This window comes from Pseudomonas sp. K2I15 (assembly GCF_002204795.1).
GTDB lineage: Bacteria > Pseudomonadota > Gammaproteobacteria > Pseudomonadales > Pseudomonadaceae > Aquipseudomonas.
Genome location: NZ_NIXO01000040.1, coordinates 20,400 through 45,591 on the forward strand (window position 1 = coordinate 20,400; position 25,192 = coordinate 45,591).

At 60.7% G+C, this 25,192-nt stretch carries 21 protein-coding genes and 2 tRNA genes; 7 read left to right on the plus strand and 16 right to left on the minus strand.

The window, feature by feature from the left end; genetic code table 11:
• The first annotated feature begins 216 nt into the window (after positions 1 to 216).
• The 4 genes from CEC48_RS21475 to CEC48_RS21490 all read left to right on the plus strand — a co-directional run bounded on the left by CEC48_RS21475 (position 217) and on the right by CEC48_RS21490 (position 3,340).
• Positions 217 to 303: transfer RNA gene (locus tag CEC48_RS21475), tRNA-Leu, on the plus strand.
• A gap of 178 nt (positions 304 to 481) precedes the next feature.
• Positions 482 to 568: transfer RNA gene (locus CEC48_RS21480), tRNA-Leu, on the plus strand.
• Positions 569 to 749: 181 nt separating this feature from the next.
• Positions 750 to 1,775: an iron ABC transporter substrate-binding protein gene (locus CEC48_RS21485; RefSeq protein ID WP_088425571.1), complete on the plus strand. Its 1,026-nt coding sequence runs from the start codon at positions 750 to 752 to the stop codon at positions 1,773 to 1,775.
• The gene (locus CEC48_RS21490) at positions 1,775 to 3,340 is read left to right on the plus strand and encodes an iron ABC transporter permease (protein WP_088425572.1); all 1,566 of its coding nucleotides are present in this window, start codon (positions 1,775 to 1,777) and stop codon (positions 3,338 to 3,340) included. The genes CEC48_RS21485 and CEC48_RS21490 overlap by 1 nt, the downstream gene beginning before the upstream one ends.
• 103 nt (positions 3,341 to 3,443) lie before the next feature.
• Here the strand turns inward: CEC48_RS21490 and CEC48_RS21495 are convergent, their stop codons facing one another.
• The 12 genes from CEC48_RS21495 to CEC48_RS21550 all read right to left on the minus strand — a co-directional run bounded on the left by CEC48_RS21495 (position 3,444) and on the right by CEC48_RS21550 (position 17,803).
• Positions 3,444 to 5,378, minus strand: coding sequence for a methyl-accepting chemotaxis protein (locus CEC48_RS21495; protein WP_088425573.1), 1,935 nt, complete (start codon positions 5,376 to 5,378; stop codon positions 3,444 to 3,446).
• Positions 5,379 to 5,517: 139 nt separating this feature from the next.
• Entirely contained in the window at positions 5,518 to 6,807 is a 1,290-nt protein-coding gene (locus tag CEC48_RS21500) for an adenylosuccinate synthase (RefSeq protein WP_088425574.1), read from the minus strand.
• Between the two features lie 54 nt (positions 6,808 to 6,861).
• Entirely contained in the window at positions 6,862 to 8,049 is a 1,188-nt protein-coding gene (locus CEC48_RS21505) for an ATP phosphoribosyltransferase regulatory subunit (protein WP_088425575.1), read from the minus strand.
• Between the two features lie 301 nt (positions 8,050 to 8,350).
• Positions 8,351 to 9,217, minus strand: coding sequence for a protease modulator HflC (gene hflC / locus CEC48_RS21510; protein ID WP_017478342.1), 867 nt, complete (start codon positions 9,215 to 9,217; stop codon positions 8,351 to 8,353).
• Positions 9,217 to 10,395 (minus strand): FtsH protease activity modulator HflK, encoded by a 1,179-nt coding sequence (hflK, locus tag CEC48_RS21515; protein ID WP_088425576.1) that lies wholly within the window; start codon positions 10,393 to 10,395, stop codon positions 9,217 to 9,219. The genes hflC and hflK overlap by 1 nt, the downstream gene beginning before the upstream one ends.
• A gap of 96 nt (positions 10,396 to 10,491) precedes the next feature.
• On the minus strand, positions 10,492 to 11,793 hold the full coding sequence (gene hflX / locus CEC48_RS21520; protein ID WP_088425577.1) for a ribosome rescue GTPase HflX: 1,302 nt from the start codon (positions 11,791 to 11,793) through the stop codon (positions 10,492 to 10,494).
• Positions 11,794 to 11,805: 12 nt separating this feature from the next.
• Positions 11,806 to 12,069 carry an RNA chaperone Hfq gene (gene hfq, locus CEC48_RS21525; RefSeq protein WP_003217515.1) on the minus strand — a complete coding sequence of 88 codons (264 nt, stop codon included), beginning with the start codon at positions 12,067 to 12,069 and terminating at the stop codon, positions 11,806 to 11,808.
• 94 nt (positions 12,070 to 12,163) lie between these two features.
• Positions 12,164 to 13,135, minus strand: a complete 972-nt coding sequence (miaA, locus tag CEC48_RS21530; RefSeq protein ID WP_088425578.1) for a tRNA (adenosine(37)-N6)-dimethylallyltransferase MiaA — start codon at positions 13,133 to 13,135, stop codon at positions 12,164 to 12,166.
• Positions 13,135 to 15,033 carry a DNA mismatch repair endonuclease MutL gene (mutL, locus tag CEC48_RS21535; RefSeq protein ID WP_176438757.1) on the minus strand — a complete coding sequence of 633 codons (1,899 nt, stop codon included), beginning with the start codon at positions 15,031 to 15,033 and terminating at the stop codon, positions 13,135 to 13,137. Before mutL ends, miaA begins: the two co-directional genes overlap by 1 nt.
• 14 nt (positions 15,034 to 15,047) lie before the next feature.
• Positions 15,048 to 16,481, minus strand: a complete 1,434-nt coding sequence (locus CEC48_RS21540; protein ID WP_218192538.1) for an N-acetylmuramoyl-L-alanine amidase — start codon at positions 16,479 to 16,481, stop codon at positions 15,048 to 15,050.
• Positions 16,482 to 16,484: 3 nt separating this feature from the next.
• Complete coding sequence (tsaE, locus tag CEC48_RS21545) at positions 16,485 to 16,955, minus strand: tRNA (adenosine(37)-N6)-threonylcarbamoyltransferase complex ATPase subunit type 1 TsaE (RefSeq protein WP_088425581.1); 471 nt, start codon at positions 16,953 to 16,955, stop codon at positions 16,485 to 16,487.
• Complete coding sequence (locus CEC48_RS21550; RefSeq protein WP_088425582.1) at positions 16,943 to 17,803, minus strand: NAD(P)H-hydrate dehydratase; 861 nt, start codon at positions 17,801 to 17,803, stop codon at positions 16,943 to 16,945. The genes tsaE and CEC48_RS21550 overlap by 13 nt, the downstream gene beginning before the upstream one ends.
• 62 nt (positions 17,804 to 17,865) lie before the next feature.
• Between CEC48_RS21550 and queG the strand changes: the two genes are divergently transcribed.
• Complete coding sequence (queG, locus tag CEC48_RS21555; protein ID WP_088425583.1) at positions 17,866 to 18,948, plus strand: tRNA epoxyqueuosine(34) reductase QueG; 1,083 nt, start codon at positions 17,866 to 17,868, stop codon at positions 18,946 to 18,948.
• Here the strand turns inward: queG and CEC48_RS21560 are convergent.
• Both CEC48_RS21560 and orn read right to left on the minus strand, forming a co-directional pair.
• Entirely contained in the window at positions 18,927 to 19,541 is a 615-nt protein-coding gene (locus tag CEC48_RS21560) for a trimeric intracellular cation channel family protein (protein ID WP_076018062.1), read from the minus strand. The genes queG and CEC48_RS21560 overlap by 22 nt on opposite strands.
• Before the next feature lie 207 nt (positions 19,542 to 19,748).
• Positions 19,749 to 20,291 carry an oligoribonuclease gene (orn, locus tag CEC48_RS21565; RefSeq protein ID WP_003217529.1) on the minus strand — a complete coding sequence of 181 codons (543 nt, stop codon included), beginning with the start codon at positions 20,289 to 20,291 and terminating at the stop codon, positions 19,749 to 19,751.
• Between the two features lie 106 nt (positions 20,292 to 20,397).
• On the opposite strand from orn, the gene rsgA reads away from it, so the two are divergent.
• Complete coding sequence (gene rsgA, locus CEC48_RS21570; protein WP_088425584.1) at positions 20,398 to 21,429, plus strand: small ribosomal subunit biogenesis GTPase RsgA; 1,032 nt, start codon at positions 20,398 to 20,400, stop codon at positions 21,427 to 21,429.
• Between the two features lie 155 nt (positions 21,430 to 21,584).
• On the opposite strand, the gene motB is transcribed toward rsgA, so the two are convergent.
• Together motB and motA are read right to left on the minus strand one after the other, a co-directional pair.
• Positions 21,585 to 22,607, minus strand: coding sequence for a flagellar motor protein MotB (gene motB, locus CEC48_RS21575; RefSeq protein WP_088425585.1), 1,023 nt, complete (start codon positions 22,605 to 22,607; stop codon positions 21,585 to 21,587).
• 3 nt (positions 22,608 to 22,610) lie between these two features.
• The gene (motA, locus tag CEC48_RS21580) at positions 22,611 to 23,462 is read right to left on the minus strand and encodes a flagellar motor stator protein MotA (RefSeq protein WP_088425586.1); all 852 of its coding nucleotides are present in this window, start codon (positions 23,460 to 23,462) and stop codon (positions 22,611 to 22,613) included.
• A 166-nt stretch (positions 23,463 to 23,628) separates the two neighbouring features.
• Between motA and CEC48_RS21585 the strand changes: the two genes are divergently transcribed.
• The gene (locus CEC48_RS21585; protein ID WP_088425587.1) at positions 23,629 to 25,164 is read left to right on the plus strand and encodes an HDOD domain-containing protein; all 1,536 of its coding nucleotides are present in this window, start codon (positions 23,629 to 23,631) and stop codon (positions 25,162 to 25,164) included.
• Positions 25,165 to 25,192: the final 28 nt, after the last annotated feature.

Below are 25,192 nucleotides of genomic sequence, written 5' to 3' on the forward strand. Positions count from 1 at the left end.
TTTCACCTTGTCTATATGCGGGTTAGTTTGGCATACGCGTATTGAAACGGGAAATTTCAGGTGTCAACAAGCCCGTAAAAGCACTTTACACGCCTCGGAATGCACCTTGCGCGACCGCCTGCGAAATTTTCCAGGCTTTTTTGATAACAGGGCTTTACAGCGCAAAAAGCGGTCCGTATAGTGCGCGCCATCGACGACGGCAACGTTGACGATGCTGCCCAGATGGTGAAATTGGTAGACACGCCAGCTTCAGGTGCTGGTGACCGCAAGGTCGTGGAAGTTCGAGTCTTCTTCTGGGCACCAATTCCAAACTCAAGGTTTCGGCCCTGAGTCTCACAAAGACCCGCGAAAGCGGGTTTTTGCGTTTCAGGCCTTTGATTTTTAACGACAAAGTTGATTTATAAAATCAAATCAGGGGTTTACAGATCAAAAAGCCCTCCGTATAGTTCGCCCTATCAACAGCGGCAACGTTGCTGATGCTGCCCAGATGGTGAAATTGGTAGACACGCCAGCTTCAGGTGCTGGTGACCGCAAGGTCGTGGAAGTTCGAGTCTTCTTCTGGGCACCAATTCTAAACTCAAGGTTTCAGCCTTGAGTCTCACAAAAACCCGCGAAAGCGGGTTTTTGCGTTTCTGGTCTTCTAAAAATCTGCCTGATCGGTCAATGAATCTACGCCGCAGCCGCACCTGAGAAACTTTATCGTTTATCCTTCACACGATTTGTTGCATTTCAAGTGAGGAACCCTGCGAATGATGATCCGCAATACCCATCTCAAGACATCCCTTCTGCATGGCCTGACCATCACTCTGCTCGGCCTGACCCTGCTCTCGCCCGCGGCCTATTCTGCCGACAAGGTTGCACTGACCTTGTACAACGGCCAACACAAGGAGGTCGGCGATGAACTTGCCAAGGCCTTCGAAGCCAAGACCGGCATCCACGTCAATGTGCGCAAGGGCAGCAGCAACCAGCTGGCCAGCCAGGTCGTCGAAGAAGGCGACCGCTCCCCTGCCGACGTGATCTACACCGAAGAATCGCCGCCACTGAACAAACTTGGCGAACAAGGCCTGCTGGCAACCATCGACGCCAGTACCCTCGACGTTCTGCCCAAGGAGTATGTGGCCGCCAACGGCGCCTGGATGGGCGTGACTGCACGCACCCGCGTCGTGGCCTTCAATCCGAAACTGGTCGCCGAGAAAGACCTGCCCAAGTCGGTACTGGATTTCGCCAGCCCCGAGTGGCAAGGCAAGGTCGGCTTCGTACCTACCAGCGGTGCGTTCCAGGAACAGGCCGTAGCGATCATCAAACTGCACGGTCGCGAAGCGGCCGAAGAATGGCTGACCGGCCTGCGTGCCTTCGGCAAGGTCTACAGCAACAACATGGTTGCACTCAAAGCGGTAGAAAATGGCGAAGTTGCTACCGTCCTGGTGAACAACTACTACTGGTTTGCCCTGAAGAAAGAAAAAACCAATCTGGATTCGCAACTGCACTATTTCACCAACGGTGATGCCGGCGGCCTGATCACTGTGTCTGCCGCTGCGGCACTGAAATCCAGTAAGCATCCAAAAGAAGCCCAGCAACTGCTGGCCTTCATGGCCAGCGAGGAGGGCCAGCGGGTGATCACCAACACCTCCGCCGAATACCCGCTGCGCAAGGGCATGGAATCCAATCGCGGCCTCAAGCCTTTCAGCGAGCTGCAACCGCCCAAAGTCACCCCTGCCGACCTGGGCAACGCCGAAGAAGCCCTGGAGCTGGAACGTGACGTTGGCTTGAACTGATGAACCCATCGCTCCCCACCCTCGCTTTGCGCGGGGGTTTTACGCCGAGACGTAAACGCCCTTCGATCTGGTTGCTGCTGCCGGTCTTGCTGCTGGTGGGCCTGAGCCTATTGCCACTGGCGTATGTCGGCCTCAAGGCCTGGCAAGCGGGCTGGGCCGAGGCGGTGCATTTGCTGTGGCGGCCTTACGTGTTCGGGCTGCTGCGCAACACCTTGGCGCTGATGGTCGGCGTGACCGTAGCCTGCGGTGTGATTGGCCTGTCGCTGGCCTGGTTGCTGGAACGCAGCAACCTGCCGGGGCGGCGCATCTGGGGAGTGATTCTTTGCCTGCCGTTTGCGGTTCCGGCGTTTGTCAGCAGCTTTACCTGGGTGTCGTTAAGCGCCAACTTTGAAGGGCTGGGCGGGGCGATCCTGGTGATGACCCTGTCCAAATACCCGCTGGTGTTTCTGCCGGTGGCGGCGACCCTGCGCAATCTTGACCCGTCCCTGGAAGAGTCCGCCCGCACGCTGGGGCTGAATCGCTGGAGCGTGTTCTTCCGCACCACCTTGCCGTTGTTGTGGCCGTCGCTATTGGCCGGGGCACTGTTGATAGCCCTGCACATGCTGGTGGAGTTCGGCGCGCTGTCGATCATCGGTTTGCAGACGTTTACCACCGCGATCTATCAGCAATTCGAGCTGGAGTTCAGCAATGCCAATGCAACGATGCTTTCGGCAGTGCTGCTGGTGATGTGCCTGACACTGCTCTGGCTGGAACTGCGGGTGCGCGGCAAGGGCCGGCATGTGCGTACCGGCCAGGGCGCGGCGCGGCATGCCGAGCAGGTTCGACTGGGTAAATGGGCGCCGCTGGGGCAGTTGTATTGCCTGCTCCTGGCGATCATTGGCAGCGGCATTCCACTGGGCATGCTCGGTTACTGGCTGGCAGTAGGCAGTTCAGCGGCGTTTCCGGTAGCCGAGATCGGCGAGGCGCTGCTTTCTTCCTTGGCATTATCCTTGGGCGGCGCAGCGCTGTGCCTGTTGTTTGCAGTGCCGGTGGGCTTGCTGGTGGTGCGCTACAAGGGCCAGCTCGCGTTGTGGGCCGAACGTTTGCCATACCTGCTGCACGCCCTGCCCGGCCTGGTGATTGCGCTGACGCTGGTGTATTTCGCACTGCATTACGTGCCGGCGCTGTATCAGACCTCGGCGTTGTTGCTGATCGCTTATGCGTTGCTGTTTTTGCCACTGGCCCAGGCGCCGATCCGCACGGCGCTGAACAAGGCGGCACCACAGCTGGAAGAGGCCGCGAGAACGCTGGGCGCGTCGTCGTTCAGCGCGTTTTGCCGGGTGACGCTGCCGATTATTTTCCCGGCTTTGGGTGCGGCGTTTGCATTGGTATTCCTGGATGCGATGAAGGAGCTGACGGCGACGTTGCTGCTCAGTCCGACCGGGCTCAATACCCTGGCGACGGCCGTGTGGGCGCATACCTCGAATGTGGAATTCGCGGCAGCGGCGCCCTATGCAGCACTGCTGATTCTGGTGTCGGGGTTGCCGGTGTATCTGCTTACGACGCGGATGTATCTGAGCCGTTGAAATAGCTTTCGCGAGCAAGCCCACTCCCACATTTGTCCGTATTCCAAACGTGGAACTCGGTCGAATGTGGGGCTTGCTCGCGAAAGGGCCCTACCAGGCAACATCAAGCCCGGAACTGCCCCAAGCTCGCCTTCAGTTGCGCCGCCAACCCATCCAGCACCTTGCCACTGGCGGTAGTCTCCACTACCGCCTGAGCCGCCCGCTCAGCCTGGGCATGGATGATCTCCACCCGCCCACGCACCGCATGCGCGCCCTGCGCCTGATGCTCCGCCGCGCGTGTCGCCAGGCCAATCGCTGCATGCACCTGCTCCACCGAGGCCTGCACCGACTGCTGCAGGCGTACGCTGTCGCGCAGCACCAGCAAGCCTTCGCTGGCCTGGCGCCCGGCCTTGCCGATGGTTTCCACCGCCTCACGGGCGCCTTGCTGCAAGGCAACAATATGCGCCTGGATGTCGCCGGTAGAGCTCTGGGTTTTACTGGCCAGGGCGCGCACCTCGTCCGCCACCACCGCAAAACCGCGCCCGGTCTCACCGGCCCGGGCCGCCTCGATCGCCGCGTTGAGCGCCAGCAGGTTGGTTTGCTCGGCAATCCCGTGGATCACGGTCAACACCACCTCAATCTGCTCGCTCTGCTGCGCCAGTCGCTCGATAACCTTGGACCCGGCCTGCACCTGCCCCGCCAACGCCTCGATCAGGCTGCCGACTTCGGCTGACGTACGCGAGTTCTCATCGGTCGCCTGACGAATATCCACCACCTGTCGCAACGCCGCCTGCATCGCATGGCTTTCCGCCTGCGCCTCGTCAGCCATTTGCGACAGCGCCCGCAGGCTTTCGGCAACCTCATCACGCTGCAAGCCAGCGGCCGCATCGGCACCGGCATTGCGCAAGGTCATAGCGCCGATTTCCACGCCGGTACGCTGGGCCACATCGCCCGCTTCACGCACAATCGGCTGCAACTTATCCACAAAGCGATTGACCGCCGAGGCCATGTCACCGATTTCGTCCCGGCTGTTGATCTGCACACGCTTGGTCAGGTCGCCCTCGCCTGCTGCCAGATCGTCCATCGCCGCTATCAGCAGCTTCAGCCGATTGACCACGCGACGCCCGAGCACCACGGCAATCAACAGCAGCACGCCAAAGCCTACAACCGCCAGGCCCATACCGATGCGCCAGCGCAAGGTGCCCGCCGCCTCTTGCACGGTATTGGTGGTATTGGCGGTCATCTGGGTGGCGGTGGCTTGCGCAGACTGCAAGCGCGCACCCATGGCTGCGGCGCTGTCCGCGGCAGCACCTTTGAGGCTGTCGCCCACCAGTTGATCGCTGCTGGCAATCAGCGCGGCAAAGCGTTTATCCAGCGCGGCCAGATCAACGTCCACCGAGGCGGTCGAAACACCCATGATGACCTTGCCGATCTCCACGCCATTGGGGCTGATGGACGCCTCGAGGTAGTAAACCGACGGATCGTTTTTAGCCGCATCCAGCACCTTGTCCAGGGCACGCTCGCCCTGCCCTTTCTCCAGCAACGCCGCGTTAATCGGGTTTTCGCGGTTCAGGTAGCGCGTCAGGTGCTGGCCGGTGGCATCGTCGTAAACCACGAACAGCACATTGGGATTGCGCTGGGCACGGCGGGCGAACTCCGACAGGGTCGGCACGTCGCTGTCCCACATAGCACGGGGCGCCACCGAGGCCAGCAACTGCGCCATATCGTTGGCGGAGTCCTTCAGGTCTTTTTCCAGGGTCGCCCGCAACTGTTTCTGCTCGTCCTGCAGGCGCGTGGAAAGCCCCGCCGTGAGGCGCTGGCGAGTACTGGAAGACAGGCTGTCCAGACTGGAGGTGACTTCCTTGCCGGCCTGGGCCAGTTCAGCGGCGAGTTTTTGGCTGTCGACACCCAGGCGATTGTCCAAATCAGCTTCCAGGGCCGTGACTGTGCTCCGCGTCAGAGCGACAGCTACCAGCACTTGCACCAAAAGAGCGATACCTAGGGTAACGAACACCGGCCGCAACAGACGGCTTTGTAACAATGAGAGAACGGCAGACATCGTGAATCCCTCCACCTGGGGTGCCATTAAATTGATAGCACCACGAAAGAGAGAAACACAGCAAGGGTCGTGCCGTATAGCAAACAGAAACGACAAAGGGCCCCCGAAGGGGCCCTTTGTGTTTTACATCAACAGCTTATTAAGCGAACGGGTGACGCAGAACGATGGTCTCGTTGCGGTCCGGGCCCGTCGAAATAATGTCGATTGGCGCACCGATCAGCTCTTCAACGCGCTTGATGTAAGCACGGGCGTTGGCCGGCAGCTCTTCCAGGGTCTTGGCACCCACGGTCGATTCGGTCCAGCCCGGCACTTCTTCGTACACAGGCTGCAGGCCCACGTAGCTGTCAGCGTCAGTCGGGGCAACGCTCTTGCCTTGCGCATCTTTGTAGCCGATGCAGATGTTGATGGTTTCCAGGCCGTCGAGTACATCCAGCTTGGTCAGGCAGATGCCCGAGATGCTGTTCACATCGATAGCGCGACGCAGGATAACGGCGTCAAACCAGCCACAACGACGTGCACGGCCGGTAGTGGCGCCGAACTCGTGACCTTGTTTGGCCAGGTGCGCACCGACTTCGTCGAACAGTTCAGTCGGGAATGGACCCGAACCTACACGCGTGGTGTACGCCTTGGTGATGCCGAGGATGTAGTCGAGGAACATCGGGCCAACGCCCGAACCGGTCGCAACGCCACCAGCGGTGGTGTTGGAGCTGGTCACGTACGGGTAGGTACCGTGGTCGATGTCCAGCAACGAACCCTGGGCGCCTTCGAACATGATGTCTTTGCCAGCGCGACGCAGGTCGTGCAGCTCGGCAGTCACGTCCAGCATCAGCGGCTTGAGCAGCTCAGCGTATTCCTTGCACTCAGCCAGGGTCTTTTCAAATTCGATGGCAGGCTCTTTGTAGTAACCCACCAACATGAAGTTGTGGTAATCCACCAGTTCACGCAGCTTGTCTTCAAAGCGCGGCATGTTGAGCAGGTCGCCAACACGCAGGCCACGACGAGCAACCTTGTCTTCGTAAGCCGGGCCGATGCCGCGACCGGTAGTACCGATCTTCAGCTCGCCACGGGCCTTTTCACGAGCCTGATCCAGCGCAACGTGGAAGGACAGGATCAGCGGGCAGGACGGGCTGATACGCAGGCGCTCGCGCACGGGTACGCCTTTCTCTTCCAGCTTCGTGATCTCGCGCAGCAGGGCGTCAGGTGCAACCACCACGCCGTTGCCGATCAGGCACTGCACGCCTTCGCGCAGTACACCCGACGGGATCAGGTGCAAGACGGTTTTTTCGCCATCGATGACCAGGGTGTGGCCAGCGTTGTGGCCACCTTGGTAGCGCACTACGGCGGCAGCATGTTCGGTCAGCAGATCAACGATCTTGCCTTTGCCCTCATCACCCCATTGGGTGCCCAGGACTACGACATTCTTACCCATAACACTTGTCCTCATTCGCGCAAACTTGGTGCCGGCAGTGGCCGGCAGGAAAACTCAAGAAGCCAGTGGCGATACTTGCCAAAGCCCGTTCTGCAGAATCAATTGCCGGTCGCAGTCCGCTTCACGGGCGGCGCCCAATGGCTGCCCAGGCAAGGCCTGGACCACACGTTGACCCTCGCTGCGCAACTGGCAAACCTGCTGCCAGAGTGCTGCGTCCGTACTGTCGGGCATCCAGATACCGCCAGACGGCAGTTCGACCTCAGCACGCCCCAGGGTCACCAGGGTTTTCAAATCGGTGGAAAAACCGGTCGCAGGACGGGCGCGACCGAAGTCGGCGCCGATATCGTCATAACGACCGCCCTGGGCGATGGCCTGGCCAACACCCGGGACAAACACCGCGAATACCACACCGGTGTGGTAGTGGTAGCCGCGCAACTCACCCAAATCGAAATACAGCGGCAACTGCGGGAAGCGCGCAGACAACTGCTCGGCAATCGCCAGCACGTCATCCAGGGCCGCCAATACATCAGCCGGCGCATTCGCCAGGCGATCACGGGCGGCGGTCAATACCTCACGGCCGCCACACAGGTCTACCAGCGCACGCAGCATGCCGGCCAAGTCGGCAGGCACGCCCACCGTCAGGGCGATCACTTCATCGATGGCCTTGCGTTGCAGGGCATCGAACAACTGTTGCTCCACTTCACCCGACAAACCGGCCGCACGGGCCAGGCCGCGGTAGATGCCGACATGCCCGAGGTCCATGTGCACATCCGGCACATCGGCCAGTTGCAGCATGGCCAGCATCAGGCTGATGACTTCCACGTCGCTGCTCGGGCTGGCATCGCCGTACAACTCGGCGCCCAGCTGGATCGGGCTACGGGAAGACGACAAGGCTCGCGGCTGTGCATGCAGCACACTGCCGGCGTAGCACAGGCGGCTTGGCCCTTCGCGACGCAGGGTGTGCGCATCAATGCGCGCTACTTGCGGCGTGATGTCGGCACGAAAGCCCATTTGCCGGCCCGATTGCGGGTCGATGACCTTGAAGGTGCGCAGATCCAGGTCCTGGCCCGCGCCGGTCAGCAGGGATTCCAGGTACTCGATATGGGGGGTCACGACAAACTCGTAACCCCAGCTCTGGAACAGATCCAACACCTGGCGGCGCGCGATTTCAATGCGTGCAGCTTCTGGTGGCAGTACTTCTTCGATGCCATCTGGCAGCAGCCAGCGGTCTACCGTTGCCATTACGCCATTCCCCTATGATCCGGGCGGCCAGCCCTCGGGCGAGCCTTGAGTGAAGCAGAAAATACCCGGCCCCTGCATAAACCACGCGCAAGAGCGACGTGACGAACGACCAACAATCGGCCTCGTCGGGCACTTTCCTCGAAAAACCTGTGGCGCCTGCAGAACAAAACCACAATCAAACATGCAGACGCAAAAAAGCCGGGAATTTCCCGGCTGCCGCATCATACACCCGTTTTCTGAAAGGATCACCCCGCCCGGCATTTTAGCCGCCCGACGGAGCGATTCTCAGACTACATGCGGGTTACTTGGACTTTTCCAGGTAGCGGAAGAAATCGCTACTTGGGTCAAGCACCATGACGTCGGTTTTGTTCGCGAAGCTTTCACGGTAGGCACGCAGGCTACGGTAGAACGCGTAGAACTCCTGGTCCTGGCCATACGCCTTGGCGTAGATCGAAGCGGCTTGAGCATCACCATCACCACGGGCCTCTTCAGACTCGCGATAAGCTTCTGCCAACAGTACGCGACGCTGACGGTCGGCATCCGCACGGATCCCTTCTGCCAGTTCGTTACCCTTGGCGCGGTGCTCACGAGCCTCGCGCTCACGCTCGGTGCTCATACGCTCGAACACGCTGCGGTTCACTTCTTTCGGAAGGTCGATAGCCTTGACCCGAACATCGATCACTTCGATGCCCAGCTCTTTTTCCGCCATCGTGTTCAACGAACGCGTGATGTCAGCCATCAGCGCATCACGTTCACCGGATACCACCTCGTGCAGGGTGCGCTTACCAAACTGGTCACGCAGGCCCGATTCCAGACGGCGCGACAAACGCTCGTCAGCAATCTGCTTGAGGCCGGAGGTCGCAGTGTAGAAGCGCTCGGCATCCTTGACGCGCCACTTGGCGTAGGCGTCAACCATCACAGCTTTCTTTTCCAGGGTCAGGAAGCGTTGTGTCGGTGCATCCAGGGTCATCAGGCGGCCGTCGAACTTGCGCACCTGGTTGACGTAGGGGACTTTCACATGCAGGCCCGGCTGGACATCTGCCTGGACCACGCGACCGAATTGCAGCAACACCGCGCGCTCGGTCTGAGACACGATATAGAAGCAGTTCCAGGCAGCGATGACCACGACGACGCCCACAATCAGGGCGGTCAGCGATTTATTGCTCATCAACGACTCTCCCTGGTACGTGTTTGCTGTTGCAGCAAGTCAGCGGCCGCACGGGCACTGGCCTCATTGGACGCGGCCGTCGAACTTCCGGACTGTGCATTGCTGCTGCCACTACGACCACCTTCGATCATCTTGTCCAGCGGCAGGTACAGCAGGTTGTTCTGCCCGCCCTTGCTGCCGGTCACGAGAACCTTGCTGGTGTTGCTGAAGACTTCCTGCATGGTGTCCAGGTACAGACGCTCACGGGTGACTTCCGGTGCCTTGCGGTACTCGGCCACCAGCTTGGTGAAGCGATCAGCCTCACCCTTGGCGCGGGAAACCACTTCGTCGCGGTAACCGTTGGCATCTTCCAGGATGCGCTGGGCCTGACCACGGGCTTCCGGCACGACGCCGTTGGCGTAGGTTTCAGCCTGGTTGCGCGAACGCTGCTCGTCTTCACGGGCACGGATCACGTCATCGAAGGCTTCCTGTACTTCACGCGGTGCCGCTGCGCTCTGTATGTTGACCTGGGTCACGGTGATACCGGTGCGATACGTGTCGAGGAACCGTTGCAGGCGCTCCTTGATCTCGCTGGCCATCAATTCACGGCCTTCGGTCAGCACCTGATCCATTGCAGTGGAACCCACCACGTGACGCAGGGCGCTTTCGGTCGCTTGTTGCAGGCTGATTTCCGGCTGATCAACGTTCAGCACGAAGTCCTGCAGGTTGCTGATCTTGTACTGCACGGTCAGCGGCACTTCGACGATATTCTCGTCTTCGGTCAGCATCTGGCCCTGCTTGGTGTAGGCACGCTCACGCGTGACGTTCTCCATGTACTTTTTATCGATCGGCGGGAAGTAGATGTTCAGGCCGGGGCCGACAGTCTCGTAGTACTTGCCGAAGCGCAGCACCACGGCTTGCTCCTGCTCGTCCACGACATAGACGGCGCTGTACAGCCAGACGGCCGCCAGCACGACAAGGCCGATGCCGAGAAGGCCGTAACCACCGCCCTTGCTCGTACGACCGCCTTCGTCACCACCACGTTTTTTCCCACCACCGAACAACCCATTCAGGCTTTCCTGCAGCTTTCGGAAGGCCTCGTCGAGATCCGGTGGCCCCTTGCGGTCGCCATTATTGCGGCGTTTACCACCCCAAGGATCCTGATTATTCGAGTTGCCACCCGGCTCATTCCAAGCCATAGCGCTCTCCATCTGATAAAGCAAAGACGCACCCACGGCGCGCCGACCAATGCTACAGAATGCCTGTCACAGCGGCACAACCGCTTTCTCAGGCTTTTATTGCAAAGTGTGTTGTTCGATGAACTCTGCCGGCACAACGCCTTCCCGGCTGACCAGCCGATTCAGCTCCGTGCGCGGTATTCGAACGGCCAGCAAGCTGACACCCTCTTCGTCGTGTTCTTCTTTCTGTACCGCGCCCAGCTCGAAAAACTGTGCACGCAGTCGAGCAAAACGCTGAGGCAAGCGCAAGGTGCCGACAAACAAATCGCTGCCCAACAGCTCGGCAATGGCTTGTTCAAGCAATTCCAGGCCACTGCCATCACGCGCCGACAGCCAGACCCGCTGGGGCTTGCCGTTTTCGTCGCGCTGGATTTGTGGCTCAACGCCTTCAAGCAAATCGAGTTTGTTATAGACCTCGAGGATCGGCAAGTCCTGGGCACCAATCTCGCCCAGCACCACCATGACCTGTTCAATCTGCAACATGCGATCCGGTTCGGCCGCATCGATCACGTGCAACAGCAGGTCGGAATTGCTCGACTCTTCGAGCGTAGACCGAAATGCCTCGACCAGCTTGTGGGGCAAGTGACGAATGAAACCTACGGTATCGGCCAGGACAATCGGCCCCAGGTCGTCCAGTTCCAGACGGCGCAAGGTCGGGTCGAGGGTCGCAAACAGTTGGTCGGCCGCGTACACGTCCGATTTCGTCACGTTGTTGAAGAGTGTGGATTTGCCGGCGTTGGTATAGCCCACCAGGGAAACGGTAGGAATATCCGCACGCATACGGCCACGTCGCGACTGTTCGCGCTGGCTGCGCACCTTCTCCAGGCGGCCCTTGATCTGTCGCAGGCGCACCCGCAGCAGACGCCGGTCGGTTTCCAGCTGGGTTTCACCCGGGCCACGCATGCCGATACCGCCACCCTGACGCTCAAGGTGAGTCCAGCCGCGAACCAGGCGGGTGCTCATGTGGTCAAGCTGGGCCAGTTCTACCTGGAGCTTGCCTTCATGGGTACGGGCGCGTTGAGCGAAAATATCGAGAATCAGACCCGTGCGGTCAATTACGCGGCACTCGAAGACACGTTCGAGGTTACGTTCCTGACTGGGCGTGAGGATGTGATTGAAAATCACCAGATCGGCCTTTTCGGCGTGTACCAAGTCGTGCAGCTCTTGGACCTTGCCGCTGCCAATCAGGAATTTGGCGGTTGGCCGATGACGCGGCACGTTAAAAAACGCGACGGTCTCGGCGCCGGCCGAATTTGCCAACTCCTGAAACTCCTGCGGATCTTCGCGCGCCTCAGGGTCCTGTCCATCCAAGTGAACGAGGATCACTCGCTCACCACCACCGTGGCGCTCAAAGAACAAAGGAGACTCCTATCAGGCGTTACCCGGTGCAGGCTCGGCGTCGCCCTGTTCTTCGGTTGCGCTAGGCAGACGAATTGGACGAACCGGCACTACGGTCGAGATAGCGTGCTTGTAAACCATTTGGCTTACGGTGTTTTTCAGCAGGATCACGAACTGGTCGAACGACTCGATCGTACCTTGCAGCTTGATACCGTTGACCAGATAGATGGAAACCCCAACTTTCTCTTTACGTAAAGTATTCAAGTAAGGGTCTTGTAGCGAATGCCCTTTTGACATGTGCCGCACTCCTTTAAGGATCAATAATAAAAAATCGGAAAATAGATAGCTCATGGCCGTCACACCCCCAAGGATAGACGGCAATTGCAAGGACTCAGCTCAATATGGAGACCGTTCCCAAGTATTTCAAGGCGCGTGACAGATTGTCGCAATCCAGACTGTCCAACCAGTGTAAATCAGTCCAACTGCGCAGCCATGTGAACTGGCGTTTCGCCAATTGGCGCGTGGCAATGATGCCGCGCTCCTGCATTTCGGCTGACGTCAGCTTGCCATCCAGATGATCCCAGACTTGGCGGTAGCCTACAGCACGTATCGAAGGCAACCCCGGATGCAGGTCACCTCTTGAACGCAGTGCTACGACCTCGTCCACGAACCCCTGTTCCAACATAATTGTGAATCTTTGTGCAATTCGTTCATGCAGCACCTGGCGATTCGCCGGAGCGATGGCCAGATTCGCCACAGTATAGGGCAATTGTGACTGTCCCGAAGCGCCTGCTTCAGTACTTTGCGCAGTTTGTTTCAGCCTGTGTTCAGTCATGGTCTGGCCACTGACACGCCAGACTTCCAGGGCTCGCGTCAGCCGCTGGGGATCATTGGGATGAATCCGCGCGGCGGAAACTGGATCCACAACGGCCAACTGGTCGTGCAGGGCTTGCCAGCCAAGGCGCGCAGCCTCTTCCTCCAGTTCGGCGCGAACCTGGGCATCGGCGGGCGGCATGTCTGCCAGGCCTTCCTGCAAAGCCTTGTAATAGAGCATCGTGCCGCCCACCAGCAGCGGAATCTTGCCCCGCGCGGTGATATCGGCCATGGCGGCCAGGGCATCGGTTCGAAAATCCGCCGCCGAATAGCTCTCACTGGGATCGATAATGTCGATCAACCGGTGCGGGTACTGGGCCAGCAGCTCTTTGGAGGGCTTGGCGGTGCCGATGTCCATGCCCCGGTAAACCAGGGCAGAGTCGACACTGATCAGCTCACACGGCAAGACTTTGGTCAGCTCGATGGCGAGGTCAGTCTTGCCGGCGGCCGTCGGGCCCATCAGGAAGATTGCGGGGGGCAAGGCACTCATCAACGGCCGCGCAAGAACAGTTTGTCCAGGTCGTCCAGGCCCATTTGGGTCCAGGTCGGACGGCCGTGGTTGCACTGGCCGCTGCGCTCGGTGTTTTCCATGTCCCGCAGCAAACCGTTCATTTCCGGCAGGGCCAGCCGGCGGTTGGCGCGGATGGCGCCGTGGCAGGCCATGGTGCCGAGCAGTTCGTTGATGTGCGCCTGGATGCGGTCGCTGGTGCCGTACTCCATAAGGTCGGCCAGCACGTCGGCCACCAGCCGATTGGCCTCGGCCTGCTTGAGCAAGGCCGGGATCTGCCGGATAGCCAGGGTTTCCGGGCCCAGGCGTTGCAGCTCAAAGCCCAGCTTCTGGAACACGCTGACGTGCTCTTCGGCGCAATCCGCCTCGCGCTGGCTGACCGCCAGGGATTCCGGCACCAGCAGCGGCTGGCCGCTCAGGCCTTCGCTGGCCATGGCGATCTTCAGGCGCTCGTACATGATCCGCTCGTGGGCGGCGTGCATGTCCACCAGCACCAGGCCATGAGCGTTTTCCGCAAGAATATAGATGCCCTTGAGCTGGGCCAGTGCGTAACCCAACGGCGGCACGTCGCCCTGGCCTTCCGGCAAGGCGGCAGCGCCCGACTCGGCACCGGGCAGCGGCGCGAAAAACTCGCGATAGGCCGCCTGGGCCTCAGCCACCGGCACCCCGGATTGCGGGCGCGGCGTGTATTGGTATTGATAACCGGCGCCAGCGCCTGAGCCAGGAGCGGTATAGCTCGGCTGGGCTTGCGGCGATTGCAGCAGGTTGGCCGCCAGGCTCATTTCGCCCTGGGGCCCGAACTCACCGGCTTCCGGCCCCGAAGGGCGGACCATGGCCGTGACAATCGGCGCCGCCAGTTGATCATCCGGGCGTACATCGCCCAAGGCGCGGTGCAAAGTGCCGTAGAGGAAGTCGTGAACCATGCGCCCGTCACGGAAGCGCACTTCGTGCTTGGTCGGGTGCACGTTGACATCGACCACCGACGGGTCGACCTCAAAAAACAGGACAAACGTCGGGTGTCGCCCGTTGAACAACACATCGCGATAGGCCTGGCGCACCGCATGGGCCACCAGTTTGTCGCGCACCGCCCGGCCGTTCACGAAGAAGTACTGCAAGTCAGCCTGGCTGCGGGAAAAGGTCGGCAAACCCACCCAACCCCACAGGCGCAAGCCATTGCGCTCAATCTCGATCGGCAGCGCCTGCTCCAGGAACCCGGCACCGCAGATGGCCGAGACACGTCGGGCACGGGCCGCATCATCATGAGCCTCGTGCAGGCTGAGGATGGTCTTGCCGTTGTGGCGCAGGTGGAAAGCCACATCAAACCGGGCCAGCGCCAGGCGCTTGATGACTTCTTGCAGGTGGTCGAATTCGGTTTTTTCGGCCTTGAGGAATTTACGCCGGGCCGGGGTGTTGAAGAACAGGTCGCGCACTTCCACCGAAGTGCCCACCGGATGCGCAGCCGGCTGGACCCGGGGCGCCATGTCACGGCCTTCGGTTTCTACCTGCCAGGCCTGGTCGGCGTCGCGGGTGCGGGAAGTCAAGGTCAGGCGGGCCACGGAGCTGATGGAAGCCAGGGCCTCACCGCGAAACCCAAGGCTCATCACCCGTTCAAGGTCTTCCAGGTCACGAATTTTGCTGGTGGCATGACGGGCCAGGGCCAGCGGCAGGTCATCGGAGGAAATCCCGCTGCCGTCGTCGCGTACCCGCAGCAGCTTGACGCCGCCCAGTTCAACGTCGACATCAATGCGCTTGGCGCCGGAGTCGATGCTGTTTTCCAGCAACTCCTTGATCACCGACGCCGGCCGCTCAACCACCTCGCCCGCAGCGATCTGGTTAGCCAGGCGCGGGCTTAGCAGTTCAATGCGCGAAGTGTTGCTCAAGACTGTTTCGCTCATTATTGCGCCGCCAGTTCAGTGCCAGGGATGGTCAACACCTGGCCGACTTTCAATTCATCGGTCTTCAGGTTGTTGGCACTGCGCAAGGTCGCCGCGGACACCTGGAAGCGCACCGCCAGCATTGCCAGGGTGTCGCCCGGCTGCACGCGATGGTCGCGCGGACCCTGGGCGATCTTCCCGGAATCACGCAGCCAGGCGATATAAGAGCCCGGCGGCGGGTTCTGCTGGAAGAACTGGCGAACACCGGCGCTGATGGAGCGCGCCAGCGCCTGCTGATGGCTGGCGGAGGCCAGTTTCGAGGCTTCGTTGGAGTTGGAGATAAACCCGGTTTCCACCAGGATCGACGGAATGTCCGGCGACTTGAGCACCATAAAACCGGCCTGTTCCACGCGCTGTTTGTGCAGCGAGGTGACGCGGCCAATATTGCTCAAGACTTTTTGCCCGACATTCAGGCTGGAGGTCAGCGAAGCGGTCATCGACAGGTCGAGCAATACGCCGGCGAGCATCTTGTCCTTATCGTCGAGGGACACGTTGCCGGCCCCGCCGATCAAGTCAGAACGGTTTTCACTGTCGGCCAGCCAGCGGGCCGTCTCGGACGTGGCGCCGCGATCAGACAGGGCAAACACCGAAGCGCCGAAAGCCGCAGCCGAAGGCGCGGCATCGGCGTGGATCGAGACGAACAGGTCAGCGCCCTTCTTGCGGGCGATTTCGGTACGGCCACGCAACGGAATGAAGTAGTCGCCGGTACGAGTCAGTTCGGCGCGATAGCCTTTCATGCCATTGATCTGGCGCTGCAGTTCGCGGGCGATGGCCAGTACCACGTCTTTTTCATGCTGGCCTCGCGAGCCCGAGGCGCCCGGGTCTTCCCCACCGTGACCGGCATCGATGACCACGATGATGTCACGCTTGCCCGCCGGCGCAGGTGGTGGCGGCGGCAATTTGACCTGGGGTTGCGACTGGGTGACCGGCACCGCAGGTATCGTCGCGACGCTTGGGGTTGGCGCAGGCGGCGGGGCGGCATCGGCGGCGTTGTCGAACAGGTCGACCACCAGCCGGTTGCCATATTGGGCGTTGGGTGCCAACACGAAGCTTTTCGGGGTCACGGCCTTTTTCAGGTCGATGACCACCCGCAGATCGGTCGGCGTACGTTGAGCCGAGCGCATGGCGGTAATCGGGGTATTGGCCATGGCGACTTTCAACGGCGCGGCCAGGGTCGCACCGTTGATATCAATCACCAGGCGATCAGGCGCCGTGAGGGTGAAGACGCTGTGCTGAACCGGGCCAGACAGGTCGAATACCAGTCGCGTGTTATCCGGCGCCCGCCACAGGCGAACACTTTTCACCTGTGAGGCCGCCAGTGCATTGAAAGTCATTGCCGCAAGCAACACCCCTACGACAGTAACCAACGCGCGAAAGCGCATACCTAACCCCATCAATTATTTGAATTCCAATGCCAAGGCGGCGCACCACGACTCGCCGTGCGCGCTGTGGGACAACAACTTCAGCTGACGTCCATGCTCATGCGGGGTAATGGTAATGGTCAGGTCCGGCTTTGGCAAAAAGCCTGTGCCTTTATCTGGCCACTCGATCAGGCACAAGGCGTCCTCATCGAAGTAATCACGGATGCCCATGTATTCCAGCTCCTCGGGATCCACCAGGCGATACAGGTCGAAGTGGAAGGCTCGCACGTCGCCAATTTCGTAGGGTTCTACCAAGGTGAACGTAGGGCTTTTCACGGCACCTGCGTGCCCCAACCCGCGAATGATGCCCCGGGACAAGGTGGTTTTCCCGGCGCCCAAATCACCTTCCAGGAAGATCAGGCCCGAGCCTTTCGTCACTTGGGCAATACGGTTGCCGAACGCGACCATGGCATCTTCATCGGCCAGGAAAAGAATTACTTCAGGCACGGCGATTGCTCCTCCAGCAACTGACGAATGGCGGGAATCAGGTCACTGGCGGTCAGCCCGCGACCAAAGGTGCCCTGCCGATCGCCGGCAGTGGCATGCAACCAGACCGCCAGGCAGGCGGCATCGAATGCCGGCATGCCTTGAGCCAGTAAAGCACCGACCAGGCCGGCCAACACGTCGCCCAGGCCGGCTGTCGCCATCGCCGGGTGACCTTGATCACAGCGGGCAACACATCCGTCCGGGCTGGCGATCAAGCTGCCTGCGCCCTTGAGGATCGCTACCGCATTGAATTTCTGACTCAACGCACGGGCCACGTTAAGGCGATCAGCCTGAACTTCGGCTGTCGAAATGCCCATCAAGCGGGCTGCTTCGCCAGGATGCGGAGTGATCACGCAATTGGCCGGCAGGCTGACCTTGCCCGCCGCCAGCAGGTTAAGGGCATCGGCATCCCAGACTTGCGGCTGCCTGGCATTGGCCGCCACCGACAACAGGCTTTTGCCCCAGGAAGCCTCACCCAGGCCCGGGCCGATGACAATCACAGAAATCTTTTCCAGCAAGCCCATCAACTGATTGGCCGAGTGCACGCCCACCGTCATCACTTCCGGCAACCGCGCCAGCGCCGCTGCAACGTGTTCGCTGCGGGTCGCCAGGGAAACCATGCCGGCACCGCCGCGCAAGGCGCTTTCCGTGCTAAGCAAGGCGGCGCCGCCAAAACCCCGGTCGCCGCCGATCAGCAATACATGACCGAACTGGCCTTTATGGGCGTCCGGGGAACGCGCAGCGAGTTGCGGCAATTGGCCGGGCAACAGGTGCTGAACGTCGGGTATTTCGTGTTTTGTCTGCGGCATGCGTCTTCAAGCTCCGATGTCTGGCAGAATTATACGCATCTAACCTGCGGTTTCTCTTGTTCATGCCTGCTATTACCTACGACCTGCCCGCCCTCGCCCAATCGATCAAAGACTGGGGCCGTGAGCTGGGCTTTCAACAAGTGGGCATCAGCGGCCTCGACCTCGCCGAGCATGAACAGCACCTGCAACGCTGGCTCGACGCCGGTTACCACGGCGAAATGGACTACATGGGCGCCCACGGCAGCAAGCGCTCGCACCCCGAAGAACTGGTGCCCGGAACCTTGCGCGTGGTATCCCTGCGCATGGATTACCTGCCCGGCGACACACACATGGCCCAACTGCTGGCCAAACCCGAAAAAGCCTACATCTCCCGTTATGCCTTGGGCCGCGACTACCACAAGCTGATCCGCAAGCGCGTGCAGCAACTGGCCGACCGGATTCAGGCGCAGATCGGCCCGTTCGGCTTTCGCGCCTTTGTCGACAGCGCCCCGGTGCTGGAAAAAGCCATCGCCGAACAGGCCGGGCTGGGCTGGATCGGCAAGAACACGCTGGTACTCAACCGCAAGGCGGGCAGTTACTTTTTCCTGAGCGAGCTGTTTGTCGACCTGCCGCTGCCGGTCGACCCACCGCACACCACCGAACACTGTGGCCGTTGCACCGCCTGCCTGGACATTTGCCCTACCAACGCCTTCGTCGGGCCCTATGTGCTGGACGCCCGACGCTGCATTTCCTACCTCACCATCGAGCTGAAAACCGCGATTCCGGAGGAACTGCGCCCCCTGATCGGCAACCGGGTATTCGGCTGCGATGACTGTCAGATCGTTTGCCCGTGGAATCGTTTCGCCCGGCCTACCGACGAAGGCGATTTCAAGCCACGGCACAATCTGGATAACGCAGAGCTGGCCGAATTATTCATGTGGGACGAGGACAAATTCCTCAGCAGCACCGAAGGCTCGCCCCTGCGCCGCGCCGGTTATGAGCGCTGGCTGCGCAACCTGGCGGTGGGCCTGGGCAATGCGCCGTCAAGCATTCCAGTGCTGGAAGCGTTGAAGGCGCGGCGGGAATACCCGTCGGAGCTGGTGCGCGAACATGTGGAATGGGCGCTGAACCAGCACGCCGAACGTCAGTGCACGTCGTCGTTGTAGACGAACTTGGGCATTTCCCAGTGAAAACGGATCGCCAACAGGCGCAGTAGAAAGCCGCTGAACAGCGTCAGCAAGATTGACTGCTCGCTCGGTAGCTCAAGATAGATGCACAACATGTAGAACCAGGCGGCCAGGAACGACACGCTTGCATACAGCTCACGGCGGAAAATCAGCGGAATGTCGTTGCAGAAGATATCCCGCAGGATGCCGCCGAAAACTCCAGTGATCACCCCGCTGACCGACGCCACGAGCATGCCGTGGCCCATTTCCAGGGCAGTCATGCAGCCGATCAGGGTGAAGGCCACCAGGCCCACGGCGTCCAGCGCGAGGAACAGCGAGCGCAGATGGCGCATCAGCGGGGCGATGAAGATCGTCACCAGGGCTGCGATGGAGGTCAGCACCAGGTATTCCGGGTGTTTGACCCAGGTCAGCGGGTAATGGCCGAGCAACACGTCACGTACCGAACCGCCACCCAGCGCCGTCACGCAGGCGATCAGCACCACACCGAACCAGTCCATGCCGCGCCGCCCGGCGGACAAGGCGCCAGTCATGGCTTCGGCGGTGATGGCGACGAGGTAGAGCATCAGCAGCATGGTGGCGATCCTTGCAAAGAGGCGCGCAGTCTAATCATTTGGTGATGGCACCAAAAGGGGGCGAGCCCTTAAGAGCTTAAAGCTCTTCCTAATGTGGCGAGGGAGCTTGCTCCCGTTAGACTGCGAGCAGTCCCATTTTTTAGGGCCGCTTCGCAGCCCAGCGGGAGCACGCTCCCTCGCCACAACAGCTCCTCACAACGACCCAAGTCAGAACTTGATGAAATGCTTGCGGTAATGCTGCAGTTCGGCAATCGACTCGCGAATATCGTCCAGCGCCAAGTGGGTGCTGCCCTTGTGGAAGCTGTCTTTGACTTCCGGCGCCCAGCGCGCGGCCAGCTCTTTCAGGGTCGACACGTCGAGGTTGCGGTAGTGGAAATAGCTTTCCAGCGCCTTCATGTGGGTATAAAGAAAGCGGCGGTCCTGGCAAATGCTGTTGCCGCAGATCGGCGACTTACCCTTGGGCACCCACTTCTCAAGGAAGGCGATGGTTTCAGCCTCGGCCTCGGCCATGCTCACGCGGCTGTCACGCACACGCTGGGTCAGGCCCGAGTTGCCGTGGGTGCGGGTGTTCCACTCATCCATGGTCGCCAGCACCGCGTCGCTGTGGTGAATGGCGATCACCGGACCTTCGGCCAAGGTGTTGAGGTTGCTGTCGGTGACAATGGTGGCCATCTCGATGATGACGTCAGTGTCAGGGTTCAGACCGGTCATTTCCAGATCGATCCAAATCAGGTTCTGTGGGTTTTGCATGTCGTGGTTCCTTGGCACCTTGGCGTAGCTGCGCAGTTTAGCAGGCAGGGCGTGCTAGACTCGCGACCGTTTTACCTAACCTTTGTATTATCGACACGGAACACCAATGGCCAAACGCCAGCTCAACCGTCGCCAAAACTGGCGCATCGAAAAGATTCAGGGTGAGCGCGCTGCCCGCGCCGCCAAACGTGAATCCTCCGCCGTGGAAGCGCTTGAGGGCGGCGACCTGGGCCCCGAGCAAACGGGGCTGGTGATCGCGCACTTTGGTGTGCAGGTCGAAGTCGAGGCCAAAGAAGGCGATCACGCAGGCGAAGTGTTCCGTTGCCACCTGCGTGCCAACCTGCCTGCGCTGGTGACCGGCGACCAAGTGGTGTGGCGTGCCGGCAACCAGGGCATCGGCGTGATCGTCGCCCAACTGCCGCGCACCACCGAACTGCGTCGCCCCGATAGCCGTGGCCAGCTCAAGCCGGTGGCAGCCAACGTCGACATGATCGTCATTGTCTTCGCGCCACTGCCCGAGCCCCATGCCAACCTGATCGACCGCTACCTGGTAGCGGCCGAGCACGCTGGCATCCGCCCGCTGTTGCTGCTGAACAAGTTCGACCTGATCGACGAGCAGAACGCCCCGGCACTTAATGCATTGCTGGCGGTGTACCGCACCCTTGGCTATCCGGTGCTGGAAGTTTCGGCGCATCACGGCAATGGTATGGAGCAGTTGCAGACCGAACTGGACGGGCGCATCAGCGTGTTCGTCGGCCAGTCGGGCGTGGGCAAGTCATCCTTGGTCAACAGCCTGCTGCCGGAAGTCGAAACCCGTGTTGGGCCGCTCTCGGAGCTGTCCGGCCAAGGCACCCACACCACCACCACGGCGCGGTTGTTCCACTTCCCGGGCGGCGGTGAGTTGATCGACTCCCCGGGTATTCGCGAATTCGGCCTGGGCCACGTGAGCCGTGCCGATGTAGAAGCAGGCTTTATCGAGTTCAACGACTTGATCGGCACCTGCCGCTTCCGCGACTGCAAACATGACCGCGAACCGGGTTGCGCCCTGCTCAAGGCACTGGAAGATGGCCGCGTGCAGCAGCAACGGATGAACAGCTATCGCTCAATCATCGCCAGCTTGCCCGAGACCAGCTATTAACGTGCAGGAGCGAGCTTGCTCGCGAAAAACCTGAGGACGCCGCGTGCATTCAGACGGCACGCGTCATCGTTAACGCCCATCGCGAGCACGCTCGCGCCTACAGGGTGTAGCAGGTACAAAAAGGCCGCGATCATCGCGGCCTTTTTGTATCCGGCTTATGAGCCTGTTGCTGGCTGAGTCGGGTCTTTCACCCCACCATCATCAAACAGGTTCAGCTTCTGGCGCAGCTCATGGGCCGGCAACGGTTCCTGCCCGGGCGGCAGTGCATTCGGGTCGGCCGGCACTTCGCCGGGCGCCCCGGCCCCCGGGGTCGGTACCGGCGGCGCTGCGTGCTGGTCACCTTCAATCGCACGCTGGGCCTTTTTGGTCAGCACGACGATATCGATGCGGCGGTTGATCGGGTTGAACGGATCCTTCGGATCAAACAGCTGCGAAGAAGCAAACCCCACCACTCGCGCCACTTGCGGGTCCGGATAGCTGCCGGCAACCAGTGCGCGACGCGCGGCATTGGCCCGGTTGGCCGAGAGTTCCCAGTTGCCGAAGTCGCCCTGGCCCGCATACGGTTTGGCGTCGGTGTGGCCGCTGATACTGATCTTGTTCGGCACCGCCTTGATGGTGTCGGCCATGGCCAGCAGGATGTCTTCAAAGTACGGCTTCAACCGCGCGCTGCCGGAGTCGAACATCGGCCGGTTGGCGGCGTCCGTGATCTGGATGCGCAAGCCATCTGGCGTGATCTCGAAGGAGATCTGATCCTTGAACTTCAGCAGTTGCGGGTTTTCCTCAACCTTGGTTTGCAGCTCTTGCAGCAACAGCTCCAGGCGTTCCTGTTCGACCTGCTCAGCCATGGCCTCGACGGTATCGCGCTCGATCGGGATCTTTTCCTGGGGCGACTCGGTCTTGACTTCCGGGTTGATGGTGCGCTCGGGCGCCAGTTGCGGCGAACCACCGAGGTCGATCACAAAAGGCGTACCGCTCTCGGAAAACCCGATGGGGTCCTTGAAGTAACCGGCGATGGCGATCTTCTGTTCCGGTGTGGCGGTGGACATCAGCCACAGCACCAGGAAGAACGCCATCATCGCCGTCGCAAAGTCGGCAAAAGCGATTTTCCAGGCGCCGCCATGGTGCCCCGCAGCGAAGCGCTTGACGCGCTTGATGATGATCGGCTGGTTGTTTTCCATGGCTTAGCGACCGCGAACCGCTTGTTCCAGCTCAGCGAAGCTTGGACGGTGCTTCGGGTACAGAACCTTACGCCCGAACTCCACCGCCAGCGATGGCGGCATACCGGAAGCAGAAGCCACCAGGCATGCCTTGATGGCTTCGTACAAATTCACTTCTTCCTTGGCATCGTGGGCCAGGGAAGTGGCCAGCGGGCCGAAGAAACCGTAAGCCGCGAGAATACCGAAGAAGGTACCCACGAGCGCCGCACCTACGTGCATGCCGATGGCAGCCTGATCGCCTTCGCCGAGGGACGCCATGGTGACCACGATCCCGAGAACTGCGGCAACAATACCGAAACCGGGCATGCCGTCGGCGATGCCGGTCACCGCATGGGACGGATGCTCCAGCTCTTCCTTGAGGCTGAACAGTTCCATGTCGAACAAGCCTTCCAACTCATGGGGAGCCATGTTGCCGGATGACATGATGCGCAGGTAGTCGCAAACGTAGGCCGTCATGCGCTCGTCTTTGAGCACCGCCGGGTACTTGGCGAAAATCGGGCTCGCCGCGGCGTCCTCAATGTCGCCTTCAATGGCCATCATGCCTTCGCGGCGGCTCTTGTTGAGGATCTCGTAGATCAGGCTCAACACTTCCAGATAGAAGGTGTGGGAGAAGCGCGAGCTGAACATGCCCAGCGACTTCTTGATCACGTGCATGGTCATGTAGCCAGGGTTGGCTTGCAGGAATGCGCCGAACGCCGCACCGCCGATAATCAGCACTTCGAAGGGCTGGATCAGCGCTGCAATCTTGCCGTGGGACAAGACGTATCCGCCGAGCACGCTCGCGAGGACGACGATGATGCCGATAATTTTAGCCATAGGGGATGGGTACTTGCGCCGTCGGGTTCAGGGTCATATTCGCAAGAGTTAAAAACTCTTGTTCTACTTATCGGCAAATCTGCGCCAGACTATAGCTCGTTAAGGTGAAAAACCAGTTCGGCCCGTCCCGGGCGTGTTGACCGCAAGTGATGATCGCGCCCCAATCATGGCAAATGAAACGACAGTCCCAACTCCAAAACCCACGTCGCTTGCCGCTTGGATAAAGCGTCTGGACGCTGTGCTATTGCCTGTTCCGCAGGCGAACCACGACCGCGTCTGCAAGGCCATCGGCGATAACCGCAGTTCATTGCGCGATATTGCAGAGCTGATGCAGAACAGCCCGGCGCTGGTGCTCAGCGTGATGCGCGAGGCCAATAACCAGGCGCACGGCAGCCTGGCGGAACCGGCAGAAAACCTCGAAGTGGCGATCAATCGCCTCGGCCTCAAACGCACCGAGGAACTGCTGGCACGCTTGCCTTCAGTGCCACTCAACGAAATCCCCGTGGCCCTGCGCCAATTGCAGATGATCAGCCAGCACGCTTCGCAACAGGCCAGCGGCCTGTTCGCCAGCCGCCTGGCGCGGCTGTGGCAAGACATCCACTGGGGCAGCTTGCTGTTCCTCTCGCCGCTGTGGCCGATGGCGATTGCCTATCCCAAGCTGCTGGAAGAATGGGAGCTGCGGGTGATTCACAAGGGCGAATCGGCACGCACCGTCGAACAGGAATTATTCGGCGTGCGCCTGCTGGACCTGTGCCTGGGCTTGACCGAGGCCTGGCGCCTGCCGATCTGGGTGTCCCAAGGTTATACGTTACTGCTGAAGGAACAGCGCTTGCTGGTCAAGGCGCTGCGCATTGCTCGCGAAGAAGAGCCGTTGCGCCAACAGCAACGGCTGGATGCCGACCCGAACCTGCGCCGCTGGCTGAACCAGCCAGCCAATACCGTGTTGCTGGCCAACGGCCTGGCGCTGGCCGCACAAGAGTCTTGGACATGCCCGCACACCCAGCGCTGGCAATACCTGACTGCGCTTTACCTGCAACAGCCGTTGGCCGAAGTGCAGCAACAGTCTCATCAACACGCAGCGATCAGTGCCCGCAGTACCCTGATGCGCGATCTGTGGCACCCGGCGTTGTCGTTGATCTGGCCATGGGACGTACAACGTGTTCACCACGGTTTACTGCCAGCACCGCCACCCACCGCCGAATCCCTGGCGATCTGGCGCAAGCGCTGCACTGAATTGCTGGTGGAACCGAGCCGCTTTGCCAACGCCATGCACCTGACCACCTGCGCCAAGGAAGCCCTCGTGGCCTGCGGCATGCAACGGGTGATGTTGCTGATGGCAGACAAAGCCTTGAGCACCTTGCGCGTGCATCAAGTCGACGGCCTGCCCAAGGACGCCGATAACTTGAGCCTCGACGTCACGCAAAGCACCCTGCTGCAACGCTTGCTGGCCAAAGCCGCCCAAGTGCGCCTGACCACCGACAACCACATCCAGTTCTCGGCATTACTGCCCCCGGAATTGCGCCGCCTGTTCAAGGGCGAACACCTGCTTCTGCGCTCCCTGAGCTGCAATGGCCGAGTGGTGATGCTGATGGTGGCCGACCAGGGCGGCGGGCCGTTCTCGGAAACCACCGTGCAGGCCTTCGGCAAAACCGCCCAATGCATCGAAAAGGCCCTGTACTGCTTTACCAACCGCAGCGCCTGATGCTTGCGCTACAATCGCCCTCCTTTAG